Source organism: Brevundimonas sp. RM1, from assembly GCF_052907225.1.
On the sequence record NZ_JBRERY010000021.1, the window covers coordinates 1 to 12,893 of the forward strand.

Sequence of the window (12,893 nt, forward strand, 5' to 3'; positions counted from 1 at the left end):
TCTGACTTTTAATCAGAGGGTCCTCGGTTCGAGCCCGAGGGGGCGTACCATTTCCCCTAAAAACGCGGCCTTATAGGCCAGCTGATTCACCTTCCAGATCGCAACTGGTGTTTTGGTGGCGAATGGGGCGGATAGCTATCGCCTTTGAGGCTGCTTCTTCGAGCAAAAATTCGATCGACCGTGTCCACCGGGAGAAGCTTGAGCTTCAGGCCAGATAAGACCATGGGCTAGCAGGGCTTCAGACGGATCGGGACCGTTCCGTATCATGGGCGAGAGGAAGCTGTAGACAGAAGCAGGCGCCGCTGGATCGATCAGCCAGCCAAGCTCGTCCGCCGTGGGCCAGAGCGATGCGGGATACGATCGATAGGCCCAAGCCTGCACCTTCGCCGTGGGGGTCGCCTCGCGAGAAGGGTTCGAACGCGCGAGCGGCGAATTCGGGCGCCACGCCATCGCCGTCGTCCAGCACGTGTAAAACGTCTTGATCGTCGAACATGACGGTCGTCGTGGATCCGACGGGGGTATGCCGCAAGGTGTTTTCCAGCAGGTTGCGGATCGCAAGACCCACCAGGACATGGTCGCCCAAACAGGGAATGACTCGTTCGGGACGGATCATTTCGATTCGCCGTCCGCTTTGGACAAACTCCGCTGCCGTCTGGCTCGCCGTGGCCAGCGCGAGAGCCGCCAGATCGAATGGGTCGCTGCGCCGCTGCGGGTTGTGCTCGCCATCGGCCAGGATCAATAGCTGATTGATCGTCCGTGACAGCCGGTCGAACTCCGCAACCGCCTGTTTGCGCTCTTCCGGTCCCAATAGACTTTCGACCTGCGCTCTCAGCGCGGCGAGGGGAGTGCGGAGTTCATGAGCGGCGTTGGCGGAAAAAGAACGTTGGGATTTCCAAGCCTCTTCGAGCCGGTCCAGGGAGGCGTTGAAGGCGTGCACGAGGGGGGCGAGTTCGACAGGCGCCCGGGCCAAAGGCAGCCGTTCATTGAGATTGGCGGGGCCGATCCGCCTCGCCTGAAGAGACAGTTCTTTGATTGGAGCCAAAACTTTGCGGAGGACCAACCAGATGCCGGCCATCGAAATTAGAACAAAGACAGCTAAGGGGCGCCAAGCATCGTTGAGGCGAGCGAGCAAATAATCGGAGGCTAGCCGGTCCCGCAGGCTGAGCCCGTAGGCGGCGTTCTCGGGTATCAGAAGGCGTGTCACCAGATAGGCGAGCAGGGCGGCTCCAGCGATCGAGACCAGCAAGGTCTGCAGGATCGACCGTCTTTTCCAGAGCATCAGGGACGTTCCACCGTTGCGATGTAGCCGATGCCGCGCAACGAATCGATCGTCACGCCCCCCCCCTATGGCGACGAGCCGCCGGCGAACACGGTGGATCAAGATGTGAAGCGAGTTTTCGCTGTAATGGCCCTCAAGCGGATGAAGCGCGTCGCCGAGTTGCTCCTTGGAAAACACACGCTCGGGCCGCCGGAAGAACCGCTCAACCACTATGCTTTCAGCCCGAGACAGCTTTAGCTGGCCCGTGCGGCCGGAAAGCGTCTGAGCTCCGGGGACGTAAGTCACAGGTCCGAGTGTCAGGATGGGGTCGAGCAGGGTTTCCGGACGTCGGCCAAGCGCGCGAAGTCGTGCAATCAACTCATTGATCGCGAAGGGTTTGACGAGGTAATCGTCAGCTCCACGGTCCAGCCCGCGTACACGCTCGTCTATTTCGCCCAGGGCCGTCAGTACGAGAACTGCAGTCGTCAGCCCGCTTTGGCGCGCACGCGATAAGAGATCCAGTCCATTGTCCTGGCCGAGCATCAGATCAAGGACGACGACATCATGTTCGGTTGAGCGCCACGCGATCCATCCATCGTCCGCATTGTGGAAGACATCGACCGTGAAGCCGGAAGCAGTCAGTGACCGCGCCGTGCTGCGAGCAAGAAGCACGTTGTCTTCAATAAGGAGAATACGCATTGATCGCCTGTGTGTCTGGCGCGAAACGCCGACTTCGCGTCGTGTCGCCGCGGGCCAAGGCGAGCCTATCCGGCTTTTCCTTGCTGGTCTCCATTCTCGCGACCAAGGCTTTCACCAGTCTTTCATGGCGATGGCCTCGTTGCGATTTGCGAGTCCGCCGTGCCCATCATCCTGAAAGCTTGGCGGAAGAAACGCTCAGCAGTGTGGCGATCTCGCTAGACGGAGACGCCAGCCATGTTTTCCCCGATCCCCGCTCGTACCGCCCGTCGGGCAGGTTCAATAACGGCCAAATTGCTGACTGCGGTCCTTCCACTTGCCGCCGCCGCCTGCCAGTCGTCTCCCATAGGTCACTCAGGGTTCCTATCCAGCTACGAGGGACTGGCGGATAGGACGGCGGGCATAGACGGCCCCCAGTCAATTCGAGACGACGTTCTTTCTGATGAAATTTCAATCGTCTATATACTTCCTACCGTTCTTGATCTGGAGGAAGAGAGTGGGATTGCGCTCGAAGACTTGACGCGGGTGCGCAATGAGGTGGATCGCCAGATCTGCTATGAAGTCAGCGAGCGGTTTGACCTGGCGCCTGAACCTGTAGCCGGCGTCGGCTTGATCCGCAGCGTAATTACCAGGGTGGAACCGACGAGCCGGGTGGGATCGGCAGTCAGCGCCGTAGCCGGCTTCTTTATCCCAGTGCCTGTCGTGCAATTTCGAGTGCCGTCGGCGACCGGTGGGCTTGCCGTCGAATCGGAATTAATGACGTCGGACGGTCAGCAGGCCGCCGCGATAATCTGGTCGCGTTCCGTCGAAGTCGTCAGCAGAACGGATCCCTCGCTTTCGCCTGTAGGTGATGCGCTTCAACTCGCGGAGCCTTTGGGCGACGCTGTGGGGGACGCCTTTGCATCAGATGCGAGGAAGGTGAGGTCGATCCCGGAGCCGGATCCCTGCGCCCGTTTCGGCCCCCGCCGCGATGTCCAACGGTTCATCGGCAGCCGTCTGGTCGGGGCGGCCACCGGTCTCTACGTTCCATCGGTGGCGGGGAGCGGAAGGCCGGTGAAGGGCGATGAGCAGTCGCCGCGATGAAGCGGACCGATCAGGCTGGTGACTTGGCCGTCTTCGTGAATCCGCCTTGGAAGACTTCATTGATTCTCAATGTCAGGCGGACGGCGGATTTCTCCGTTATCCGCCTGTTGGTCGAAGCCGGGGTAGGGGTGGCTGCTCATTTCAGATGCTGCCCGGCGCAAATGAATGGGTTGGTTGAAGAGCTTTGGGACAGCGGAGGACGTATCGTAGCGCTTCGGCAGGACGCCGAGGGGCGAGGCGCACACGCGTGGTTGTTGCATAGCGCCGAACAGATGCTTGGTCCTATCGATATTGTGCTCGATCTATGTGCTCATCCAGATGAAGGGCGCGACGGCCTTTCTTCTCTGGGCGGCGATGATGCCTGAAATCACTGTCGATGAAATTCGCGTTGGCTTGCAGTGCAGGCGTCGTACCGCGCCTGCGCTCGCTCGATTTCCTCGAAATTGGTCGAGGCCCATTGCGCCAATGCCCTAATGGCTGGCGCAAGCGCGAAACCTAGGTCTGTGCCGCGATATTCGACTCCGGGCGGCGAGCCGGGGATAATTTGCCGTGAGACAAGTCCGCTTCGTTCCAGCCGGCGCAGGGTCTGGGCCAGAGCCTTGGGCGTTACTGAGCCGACGCATCGTCGTAAAGCGTTGAACCGCAGAGGGCCATGGCAAAGCTGCACGAGGATCAGCAGGGTCCATTTTTCCGACAGATGCGCCATCAGGCTCCTTGCACCTTCCGATAGTTCCGGCGGAGGGCCCTCGTAGGGCGGCGGTATCGTCATGGCTACTATATGATCCATGGGTGCGTTCTTGTACGCTTAGTATACTGAATATAGCTGGTATCTCGTGTGTCGCTCAAAGGAAAAGCAAACATGAGAGCCATCGTTTCCAAAGGGGCGCAGGCAGAACTCATAGCCATGGACATCGCGCCGCCGACTGCCGGTTCCGGCGAGGTAGTCGTCGATGTGCGCGCGATTGGCGTTGGGCGCGTCGACCTGATCATGCGGCAGCTCATGCCTGCAGATTTTATCCCTGGGATCGAGGTTGCGGGTATCGTCACGTCTGTAGGGGCGGATGTGGATCCGCGATGGGGTGATCGACGCGTGTTCGCCCGGATGCAAGCGGGCGGCTATACTGAGCAGGTAGTCGTCAGCGAAGATGACATAGTCGCTTTGCCGGACGGCGTGGCCTTTGAATCCGCTGTGGCTTCGGGCGTTAATGCGCTGGTCGCTCGCTTTTGCATTGCGAAGGCGCAGTTGATTGCAGGCGAGACTGTTCTTGTGCGTGGAGCGCAGGGCGGCATCGGGCATCTGGTCGTTCAGATGGCGAGAATCCTTGGAGCTCAGGTAATTGAGGGCCGCAAAAATAGCCCGCCAGTTCCCGCTGATGTGGTGATAGATCTCGTCGCGGGTTCAGGCGCTCGCGCCTGCATTGAACAACTGAATGCAAATGGCCGCTATGTCATTGCCGGAATTTCCGCCGGCATGCCGCCTGCGGATTTCGCGGGTCCGCTCCTTACGGACTTCAGGCGCTCTCGGTCGCTCATGACCCTCAGCCTGGATAGCTATCCTCCTAGCGTTGTGAGCTACGCCGCAAAGGAGGTTTTCACCGATGTTGCGGCAGGAAAAATCATCCCGATCGTTGCCGAGACCATGTCGCTTAGCCAAGCCAATGCGGCGCATCGCTTGCTCGAAGCGGGCGGGATCGTCGGCAAGGTTGTCTTGTTGCCGGATCCACGCATGGTTCGATAATCTGTGAGTATCTGATGAGCGCTTGATGACGAGCTTTTCAGATCGACTGACTACCGACGGGGGCGTCGCCTTGACGTTGATTTCGGCCTGTTCGCCGACCCTGGCGCCCCGCTAGCACCCCCTAAACGGGAACTAATGATCGCCATGACGCTTCGAATTTTAGTTGGAAAAATGGTGGACGCGACAGGGATTGAACCTGTGACCCCCTCGGTGTGAACGAGGTGCTCTCCCGCTGAGCTACGCGTCCGCCTGGAACGGGGCGGTCAGTGACTGCGCCGTCGGGAGGCGGGGACATAGCCCGCGATTCCGGCGACGGCAAGCCTCAATTCATCAAATAGCAGCGTCGCTTGCTCAGATTCCCGCCGCCCGCGCGCTTTCCGGAGTTTCATCCTCCGGATCGCCGGGCAGCCAGGCGACGTGGCCGTTGTAGATATCCTCGTTCAAGAGGCCTTCCTCCTTGGCGACCAGGACGGGCACGACCATCTGGCCGGTGACGTTGGTGGCCGTGCGCATCATGTCGATGATGCGGTCGATGGCGATGATATAGCCCACGCCTTCCAGCGGCAGGCCCGCCGTCGACAGCGTCAGGGTCAGCATGACGATGCTGGTCCCCGGCACGCCCGCCGTGCCCAGCGACCCCAGCACGGCCGTCAGGCCGATCAGGATGTACTGCGTCAGCGTCAGGTCGATCTGGAAATACTGGGCGATGAAGATCGAGGCGATGGCCGGATAGATGGCGCCGCACCCGTCCATCTTCACATTGGCGCCCAGCGGCACGGCGAAGGCGGCGTAGGCCTGGGGCACGCCCAGCCGCTCGACTGTCTGGCGCAGGGTGACGGGCAGGGTGCCCAGCGACGACGAGGTGGCGAAGGCCGTCTGCATGGCTGCAGCTCCGCCTCGGAAGAAGCTGACGACCTTCAGCCCGTGCAGCTTCAGCAGGCCCGAATAGACGACGAAGATGTGGAACAGGCAGGCCGCATAAATGGCGAAGATGAACTTGCCCAACGGCAGCAGCGCCTCCCAGCCATAGCCCCCGACGACCGAGCCGATCAGGCCGAACACCCCGAAAGGCGTCAGTTGGATCACCCAGCGGGTGATGCGGAACACCAGGGCCGCGCCTTCATCCACCAGCCTGCGCGCATTTTGCGCCCGGTCGCCCAGCGCCACCAGGGCCGCTCCCAGCAAGGCCGAGAAGAAGATAATCTGCAGCACCTTGCCTTCGGCCAGGGAGGCGAAGGGGTTGGTCGGCACGACGCCCAGCAGAACCTGCAGGGGCGAAGGAATCTCGCGCGCCTTCACCTCGCCCAGCGGCAGGTCGGACAGGCCGACGCCCGGATTGATGATGTGGCCGAACGCGAAACCCACCAGCACGGCCAGCAGGGAGGTGATGGCGAACCAGACGATCGTTCGCACCCCCAGCCGCACCGCGCCGACCCCTTCGCCCAGCTTGGCGATCGAACTGGCGATGGTGAACAGCACCAGCGGCGCCACCACCATGCGGATCAGGTTCAGATAGACGTCGCCGATCGGCTGCAGCCAGACGGTCGCCTGCTCGCGCAGGATCAGACCGGCGATGATGCCCAGGGCGAACCCGGCGGCGGTGCGTTGCCACAGCGGAATGGCGAAGAAGCGACGAAGCATGACGACCCTGGGAGGAGGAACGGGTCGATCTATGTGTTTCGCAGGCGCAAAGACCGCAACAGCCGCAGGGGCGGTTGAGGAGTAGAAGTTCTAATGCCGCCTTTAGTTTTCCTTCTCCCCTTGTGGGGGAAGGCGGCCCGTCAGGGCCGGATGAGGGGCCTCTCGGCATAGACCGACGAGCGATGATTTGCGGGTCGGCGCAACCCCTCATCCGTCAGGCTCCGCCTGCCACCTTCTCCCACAAGGGGAGAAGGGCGTTTACCCGCCCATCACCTCGGCCAGCGCCTCTTCAAACCCGTCGTAGTGGTCGATCATCACGTCGCCGCCCAGTTCCGCGTGCGGCACGTCGTTGTAGCCGAAGCTGACCGCGATGCAGGGCACGCCCGCATCCTTGGCCGCCTTGGTGTCCGTGGTGCTGTCGCCGACCATGACGCAGCGCGCCGGATCGCCGCCCGCTTTCTGCACCGCTTCGATGATGTGGGCGCCGCTGGGCTTGCGGGCCGACACCGCATCCGGTCCGGCGATGAAGGCGAAATGGCGCGTCAGCTCCAGCGCCTCGATCAGCGCCACCGACAGGTCGGTGCGCTTGTTGGTCGCCACGCACAGGGTCGCGCCGCGCGCGCTCAGCCGGTCCAGCGCCGCGACGCAGCCGTCGAACGGGCGGCTCTCATCGGCGATGTGGGCCAGGTAATGCTCGATGAAGCGGTCGAACAGGCCGGGGGCGTGGGCCTCGTCCCAGGCGGCGCCCGCTTCCATGAAACCGTGGCGCAGCATGGCCATGGCGCCGTGCCCCACCAGATGCCGGGTCGAGGACATGGGCACGGGCGGCAGCTCATACTCCGCCAGCATCCGGTTCAGCGTCCCGATCAGATCCGGCGCCGAATCCACCAGGGTGCCGTCCAGGTCGAAGGCGATGGTCCAGCCTTCCAGGTCGCGCTCAATGCTCACTCATCTGTCTCCCGGCTCGCGAAGACCCCGGCAATGGGCTAGATCGCAGGCAACGACAAGCTGCCGGATCGATTCATGACCGCACCCCATCCTCGCGCCGCCATCATCCTCGCCGCCGGCCAGGGCACGCGCATGAAGTCGCCCCTGCCCAAGGTGCTGCACCCGGTCGGCGCGCGCGCCATGCTGGACCACGCCATCGATGCGGCCGAGGCTCTGGGCTGCGAACGCATCGTCGTCGTGGTCGGCGCCCACTCGCCGGAAGTCCGCGCTCACGTTGAAAAGCGCCTCGGCGCCGACAGCATCGCCGTTCAGGATCCGCCGCTGGGCACCGGCCACGCCGTGCGCGCCGCCGAGGCCGTGCTGGGCGACTTCGTCGGCCATGTGGTCGTCACCTATGGCGACGTGCCGTTGCTGAAGGCCGCCGACATCGAGCCGGTCTTCGCTGACGCCCATGAAGGCGTCACCGTCATCGGTTTCGAGGCCCGCGATCCCGGCGCCTACGGCCGCCTGATCCTTGACGGCGACAGTCTGCTGGCCATCACCGAGGCCAAGGAGGCGTCAGCGGACGTGCTGGCGATCAACGCCTGCAACTCCGGCGTCATGGCGGCCCCGGTCGGCCTGCTGTTCGAGCTGTTGGCCGAGGTGACGAACGACAACGCCAAGGGCGAATACTACCTGACCGACGTGGTCGAGCTGGCCCGCAAGCGCGGCGCCCCGACCCGCGCCGTCTTCGCCGCCGAGGACTCCGTCATGGGCGTCAACGCACAAGCCGAACTGGCCCAGGCCGAGGCCCTGTTCCAGAAGACCCAACGCGAGCATTTTTTGGCGCAGGGCGTGACCATGAGCGCTCCGGACAGCGTCCACTTCGCCTGGGACACCGACATCGGCGCGGGCACGACCATCGAACCCTTCGTCGTCTTCGGCCCCGGCGCCAAGGTGGCTGAGGGCGCGCGCATCCGCAGCTTCAGCCATATCGAGGGCGCCAAGGTCGCGACGGGCGCCGAGGTCGGCCCCTACGCCCGCCTGCGCCCCGGCGCGGACCTGGGCGAGGGCGTCAAGATCGGCAACTTCGTCGAGGTCAAGAACGTCCGCATGGACGCCGGCGCCAAGGCCAACCATCTGGCCTATCTCGGCGACGGCCATGTGGGGACGAAAGCCAACATCGGCGCGGGCACGATCTTCTGCAACTACGACGGCTTCTTCAAACACCGCACCACGGTGGGCGAGGGGGCCTTCGTCGGCTCGAACTCCTCGCTGGTCGCTCCCGTGACCATCGGCGCAGGCGCCATGGTCGGCTCCGGCTCGGTGGTGACGAAGGATGTCGCGCCCGGCGATCTGGCGCTCGGCCGCGCGGAACAGACAATGAAACCCGGTTGGGCCGCCCGCTTCATGGATACCATGCGCGCAAAGAAGGCGACGAAATCCCAATGAGCGACCTGCAGAAGAAGAACGCCGGCGAAGCCGCCGCCCAGTACGTCGAGGCCGGGATGGTCGTCGGCCTGGGCACCGGCTCCACCGCCGCCTGGTTCGTCAAGGCGCTGGCCGCCCGCAACCTGTCGGACCTGCGTTGCGTCCCGACATCCGAGCGCACCGCCGATCTGGCGCGCGAGCTGGGTCTGACCCTGTCGACGCTGGAAGACACGCCGAAGATCGACCTGACCGTCGACGGCGCCGACGAGATCGGCCCCGGCCTGGCACTCATCAAGGGCGGCGGCGCGGCCCTGCTGCGCGAAAAGCTGGTGTGGGAGGCGTCCGCCCGCTGCATCTGCATCGCCGACGCGGCCAAGGTGGTCCCTGCGCTGGGAACCTTCCCCCTGCCGATCGAGGTGGTCGCCTTCGGCCATAAGACGACCGCCAACCGCATCGCCGACGTCCTGGCCGATCACGATATCGCTTCGCCGGCCCGCGTGCGCGAGGCCGAGCGCGGCCTGATCCGCACCGACGGCGGCAACCTGATCTACGACGCGGCCTGCAAGCTGATCGCTGACCCGGCCCGTCTCGCCGCCGACCTGAAAAGCCTGACCGGCGTGGTCGAGCACGGCCTGTTCCTCGACCTGACCGACCTCGCCGTCATCGGCACGGACGAAGGGTTCGAGACGATCAATCCCTGATCCAGCCCCCTTCATCCCGGCGAAGGCCGGGATAAGCGAAGAGTGGAGCGTCGTCTTGCCCCCCGTCGCCCCGGCGCCTAAGTCGGGTCAGCGCTGCGGTTCGGCCGCGCGGATTTCAGACGATTCAGACGAATTGGACTCATCTTTTCGGGTCCATTCCCGGAGAGCCCGATGGCCCAATACGACTACGACCTCTTTGTCATCGGCGCCGGTTCGGGCGGGGTGCGGGCGGCGCGGCTGACGGCGCTGGGCGGCAAGAAGGTCGCCATCGCGGAAGAGTATCGCGTCGGCGGCACCTGCGTCGTGCGCGGCTGCGTGCCCAAGAAGTTCATGGTCATGGCCTCCGAGGTCAGCCACGCGCTGGAGATCGCCGAGGGCTACGGCTGGTCCTTCGACAATGCGAAGTTCGACTGGCCGACCTTCCTGCAGGCCAAGGACGTCGAGATCGCCCGCCTGTCGGGCATCTACGCCGCCAACCTGGCCAAGGCGGGCGTCGATCTGGTCCATGGCCGCGCCGTCCTGAAGGACGCCCATACCGTCGAGATCGTCGGAAAAGGCCAGACCATCACCGCCGAGAAAATCCTGATCGCCACCGGCGGCCGCCCGTGGAAGCCGGAAGGCCTGACGGGCGTCGAACACGCCATCACCTCGGAAGAGGCCTTCCACCTGCCGGAACTGCCTAAGCGCATCCTGATCGCAGGCGGCGGCTATATCGCGGTGGAGTTCGCGGGCATCTTTGCAGGCCTCGGCGTCGAAACGACCCTGATCTATCGCGGCCCTAACATCCTGCGCGGCTTCGACGACGACGTGCGCGCCCATCTGGCGGGCGAGATCCAGAAGCGCGGCGTCAAGGTCATCCTGGGCTGCCAGCATTCCTCCATCGAGAAGACCGAGACCGGCCTGGTCAACCACCTCGAAAACGGCATGAAGATCGAAACCGATGTGGTCATGTTCGCCACCGGCCGCGTTCCTCACGTCAAGGATCTGGGCCTCGAGACCGCCGGGGTCGAACTGAACGACGACGGCGCCGTCAAGGTCAACCAGTATTCCCAGACCACGGCCGCCAACATCTGGGCCATCGGCGACGTCACCGACCGGATGAACCTGACCCCCGTCGCCATCCGCGAGGGCGTGGCCTTCCACGAGACGGTCTACCGGAACAATCCGCAGAGCTTCGACTATGAAGCCGTCGCCACCGCCGTCTTCAGCCAGCCGCCGGTCGGCACCGTCGGCCTGACCGAGGCCGAGGCCCGCCACGCCTGTCCGGGTGAGGTGGACGTCTACGTCACCCGCTTCCGGCCGATGAAATACGCCTTCACCGGCTCGGACGAACGGGTGCTGATGAAGCTGGTGGTGGATGGGGAGACCCAGCGCGTCGTTGGCTGCCACATCGTCGGCCCCGACAGCCCCGAGATGATCCAGTTGGCCGCCATCGCCGTGAAGGCGGGCCTGACCAAGGCCCAGTGGGACGCGACCTGCGCCGTCCACCCGACCATGGCCGAGGAGCTTGTCACCCTGAAAGAGAAGCAGACCCCGGCCTCCATGTCCGCCGGTTGATCGCACGCCGGGGCGGCTTGCCAGCCGTCCCGTCTGCGCGCCTTATGCCGCCCGAAGGCCCCGACCGGGGCAGCAAGAGATCAAGGAGTTCATCATGAAGCCGCATCTGCTCGCCGCCGCCGTCGTCGCCGCCATCCTCAGCGCCGCGCCCGCCCTGGCCCAGAACGCCGCCGCGCCCGCCTATCGGGCCGCCGTCGCCGACACCTTGCGCCCGGCCGATGAAGTGGCCCGCGACCCCTTGCGTCATCCGGCCGAGATGCTGGCCTTCGCCCAGGTCAAGCCGGGCTGGCGCATCGCCGACATCCGTCCCGGCGCGGGCTATTTCAGCCGCCTGTTTTCGCGGGTCGTAGGCGAGGGCGGCCATGTCTACGCCTTCGTGCCCAACCGCACGGCCGAGCGCGAGAACCCGCGCGCCGACGCCCTGGTCGCCGCCTATCCCAACATCAGCCGCGTCAACGCCGACCTGGACGCCATGAGCTTCGATGCGCCGCTGGACCTGGTCTTCATGAGCCAGGAATATCACGACTTCCACATTCCCCGTTTCGGCGTGGACGTGGCCAAGATGAACGCGGACATCTTCAAGGCGCTGAAGCCCGGCGGCCTCTATGTCGTCATCGACCACCAGGCCGCGCCCGGCGCCGCCAACACCGTGGTCGAAAGCCTGCACCGCATCGAGGGCGCCCAGCTCCGCAAGGAGGTCGAGGCCGCCGGTTTCGTCTTCGACGGAGAGAGCACAGCCGTCGCCAACCCGGCCGACGATCACAGCCTGAACGTCTTCGACGAGGCGATCCGGGGCAAGACGGATCAGTTCGTCTACCGCTTCCGCAAACCGAACTGAGGCGTCTCGTCTCAAATTGGTGACTGGCGAAGCGGGACGGGCGGCGCTAACCCTCGGCCAAAATCCATAGGGGAAACGCACAGATGACTCGCATCGCCTTCATCGGCCTGGGCAACATGGGCGGCGGCATGGCCGCCAATCAGGCCAAGGCCGGACATGACGTGGCCGCCTTCGACCTGTCGCCCGTCGCGCTGGAGCGCGCCGCCGAGGCCGGGTGCCGCACCGTCGCCTCGGTCGCCGAGGCCGTGAAGGACGCCGAGGTGGTCATCACCATGCTGCCCGCCGGGCCGCACGTGCTCGGCGTCTATTCCGACCAGATCATCGGCGTGGCTCCGGCCAGCGCCCTGCTGCTGGACTGCTCGACCATCGACGTGGAGACGGCGCGCAAGGTCGCGGGTCTGGCCAAGGAGGCGGGCTACGCCTTCGCCGACGCCCCCGTTTCGGGCGGCACCGCCGCCGCTGACGCCGGCACCCTGGCCTTCATGGTCGGCTGCGACGAGGCCGACTTCGCCCGCGTCGAACCGGCGCTGGACCCCATGAGCCGCATCACCATCCGCGCCGGCGACCACGGCGCCGGTCAGGCGGCCAAGATCTGCAACAACATGCTGCTGGGCATTTCGATGATCGGCACGTGCGAGGCCATCGCCTTGGCCGAGAAGCTGGGTTTGGAGCCGGAACGCTTCTTCGAGATCGCCTCCAAGTCCTCGGGCCAATGCTGGAGCGTCAGCAACTACTACCCCTGGCCCGGCCCGGTGCCGACCGCTCCGTCGAACCGCAAGTATGAAGGCGGTTTCGCGAGCGCCATGATGCTGAAGGATCTGAAATTGGCCCAGGACGCCGCCGCCAAGGCGGGCGCCACGACGCCGCTGGGCGCCCAGGCCGAGGCCCTCTACGCCCTGTTCAACGGCCTCGGCTACGGCGGTAAGGACTTCTCCGCCATGGTCCAGATGCTGCGCGGCCGCATCGACACCCTGGCTTGATGCAGGCGTTGATGAAGCTGAGAACCGTTATCAATTAAGGGGT

12 protein-coding genes and 1 tRNA gene are annotated in these 12,893 nt (G+C 64.6%); 8 read left to right on the plus strand and 5 right to left on the minus strand.

Features of this window, described 5'->3' with window-relative positions; genetic code table 11:
* Positions 1–238 precede the first annotated feature (238 nt).
* Positions 239–1,957, minus strand: coding sequence for a response regulator (locus tag ACU5AP_RS13820; protein ID WP_446681378.1), 1,719 nt, complete (start codon positions 1,955–1,957; stop codon positions 239–241).
* Positions 1,958–2,191: 234 nt separating this feature from the next.
* On the opposite strand from ACU5AP_RS13820, the gene ACU5AP_RS13825 reads away from it, so the two are divergent.
* Positions 2,192–3,037 (plus strand): DUF3313 family protein, encoded by an 846-nt coding sequence (locus ACU5AP_RS13825; protein ID WP_446681379.1) that lies wholly within the window; start codon positions 2,192–2,194, stop codon positions 3,035–3,037.
* Positions 3,034–3,402 carry a hypothetical protein gene (locus tag ACU5AP_RS13830; protein ID WP_128719974.1) on the plus strand — a complete coding sequence of 123 codons (369 nt, stop codon included), beginning with the start codon at positions 3,034–3,036 and terminating at the stop codon, positions 3,400–3,402. Before ACU5AP_RS13825 ends, ACU5AP_RS13830 begins: the two co-directional genes overlap by 4 nt.
* A gap of 2 nt (positions 3,403–3,404) precedes the next feature.
* On the opposite strand, the gene ACU5AP_RS13835 is transcribed toward ACU5AP_RS13830, so the two are convergent.
* Positions 3,405–3,743, minus strand: coding sequence for a winged helix-turn-helix transcriptional regulator (locus tag ACU5AP_RS13835; protein ID WP_197733815.1), 339 nt, complete (start codon positions 3,741–3,743; stop codon positions 3,405–3,407).
* A gap of 153 nt (positions 3,744–3,896) precedes the next feature.
* On the opposite strand from ACU5AP_RS13835, the gene ACU5AP_RS13840 reads away from it, so the two are divergent.
* A complete protein-coding gene (locus tag ACU5AP_RS13840) occupies positions 3,897–4,775 on the plus strand; it encodes a quinone oxidoreductase family protein (RefSeq protein ID WP_128719975.1) in 879 nt (292 codons plus the stop codon).
* 172 nt (positions 4,776–4,947) lie between these two features.
* Here the strand turns inward: ACU5AP_RS13840 and ACU5AP_RS13845 are convergent.
* The 3 genes from ACU5AP_RS13845 to ACU5AP_RS13855 all read right to left on the minus strand — a co-directional run bounded on the left by ACU5AP_RS13845 (position 4,948) and on the right by ACU5AP_RS13855 (position 7,364).
* Positions 4,948–5,022: transfer RNA gene (locus ACU5AP_RS13845), tRNA-Val, on the minus strand.
* Between the two features lie 104 nt (positions 5,023–5,126).
* Positions 5,127–6,416 (minus strand): dicarboxylate/amino acid:cation symporter, encoded by a 1,290-nt coding sequence (locus ACU5AP_RS13850; protein ID WP_128719976.1) that lies wholly within the window; start codon positions 6,414–6,416, stop codon positions 5,127–5,129.
* A gap of 258 nt (positions 6,417–6,674) precedes the next feature.
* Positions 6,675–7,364 carry an HAD-IA family hydrolase gene (locus ACU5AP_RS13855; RefSeq protein WP_128719977.1) on the minus strand — a complete coding sequence of 230 codons (690 nt, stop codon included), beginning with the start codon at positions 7,362–7,364 and terminating at the stop codon, positions 6,675–6,677.
* Positions 7,365–7,439: 75 nt separating this feature from the next.
* Between ACU5AP_RS13855 and glmU the strand changes: the two genes are divergently transcribed.
* From glmU to mmsB, 5 genes are all read left to right on the plus strand, one after another.
* Complete coding sequence (gene glmU, locus ACU5AP_RS13860; RefSeq protein ID WP_128719978.1) at positions 7,440–8,795, plus strand: bifunctional UDP-N-acetylglucosamine diphosphorylase/glucosamine-1-phosphate N-acetyltransferase GlmU; 1,356 nt, start codon at positions 7,440–7,442, stop codon at positions 8,793–8,795.
* Complete coding sequence (rpiA, locus tag ACU5AP_RS13865) at positions 8,792–9,475, plus strand: ribose-5-phosphate isomerase RpiA (RefSeq protein WP_128719979.1); 684 nt, start codon at positions 8,792–8,794, stop codon at positions 9,473–9,475. Before glmU ends, rpiA begins: the two co-directional genes overlap by 4 nt.
* A 171-nt stretch (positions 9,476–9,646) precedes the next feature.
* Positions 9,647–11,032 carry a glutathione-disulfide reductase gene (gene gor, locus ACU5AP_RS13870; RefSeq protein ID WP_128719980.1) on the plus strand — a complete coding sequence of 462 codons (1,386 nt, stop codon included), beginning with the start codon at positions 9,647–9,649 and terminating at the stop codon, positions 11,030–11,032.
* Between the two features lie 94 nt (positions 11,033–11,126).
* On the plus strand, positions 11,127–11,870 hold the full coding sequence (locus ACU5AP_RS13875; RefSeq protein ID WP_198398657.1) for a class I SAM-dependent methyltransferase: 744 nt from the start codon (positions 11,127–11,129) through the stop codon (positions 11,868–11,870).
* 83 nt (positions 11,871–11,953) lie between these two features.
* Positions 11,954–12,850, plus strand: a complete 897-nt coding sequence (gene mmsB / locus ACU5AP_RS13880) for a 3-hydroxyisobutyrate dehydrogenase (protein ID WP_088411625.1) — start codon at positions 11,954–11,956, stop codon at positions 12,848–12,850.
* The last annotated feature ends 43 nt before the right edge of the window (positions 12,851–12,893 follow it).

Coding starts and splice junctions, on each gene's coding strand:
- ACU5AP_RS13820 (WP_446681378.1), bottom strand. CDS start 1,957: ATGCGTATTCTCCTTATTGAAGACAACGTGCTTCTTGCTCGCAGCACG.
- ACU5AP_RS13850 (WP_128719976.1), bottom strand. CDS start 6,416: ATGCTTCGTCGCTTCTTCGCCATTCCGCTGTGGCAACGCACCGCCGCC.
- ACU5AP_RS13830 (WP_128719974.1), top strand. CDS start 3,034: ATGAAGCGGACCGATCAGGCTGGTGACTTGGCCGTCTTCGTGAATCCG.
- ACU5AP_RS13835 (WP_197733815.1), bottom strand. CDS start 3,743: ATGGCGCATCTGTCGGAAAAATGGACCCTGCTGATCCTCGTGCAGCTT.
- ACU5AP_RS13825 (WP_446681379.1), top strand. CDS start 2,192: ATGTTTTCCCCGATCCCCGCTCGTACCGCCCGTCGGGCAGGTTCAATA.
- mmsB (WP_088411625.1), top strand. CDS start 11,954: ATGACTCGCATCGCCTTCATCGGCCTGGGCAACATGGGCGGCGGCATG.
- glmU (WP_128719978.1), top strand. CDS start 7,440: ATGACCGCACCCCATCCTCGCGCCGCCATCATCCTCGCCGCCGGCCAG.
- ACU5AP_RS13840 (WP_128719975.1), top strand. CDS start 3,897: ATGAGAGCCATCGTTTCCAAAGGGGCGCAGGCAGAACTCATAGCCATG.
- gor (WP_128719980.1), top strand. CDS start 9,647: ATGGCCCAATACGACTACGACCTCTTTGTCATCGGCGCCGGTTCGGGC.
- rpiA (WP_128719979.1), top strand. CDS start 8,792: ATGAGCGACCTGCAGAAGAAGAACGCCGGCGAAGCCGCCGCCCAGTAC.
- ACU5AP_RS13875 (WP_198398657.1), top strand. CDS start 11,127: ATGAAGCCGCATCTGCTCGCCGCCGCCGTCGTCGCCGCCATCCTCAGC.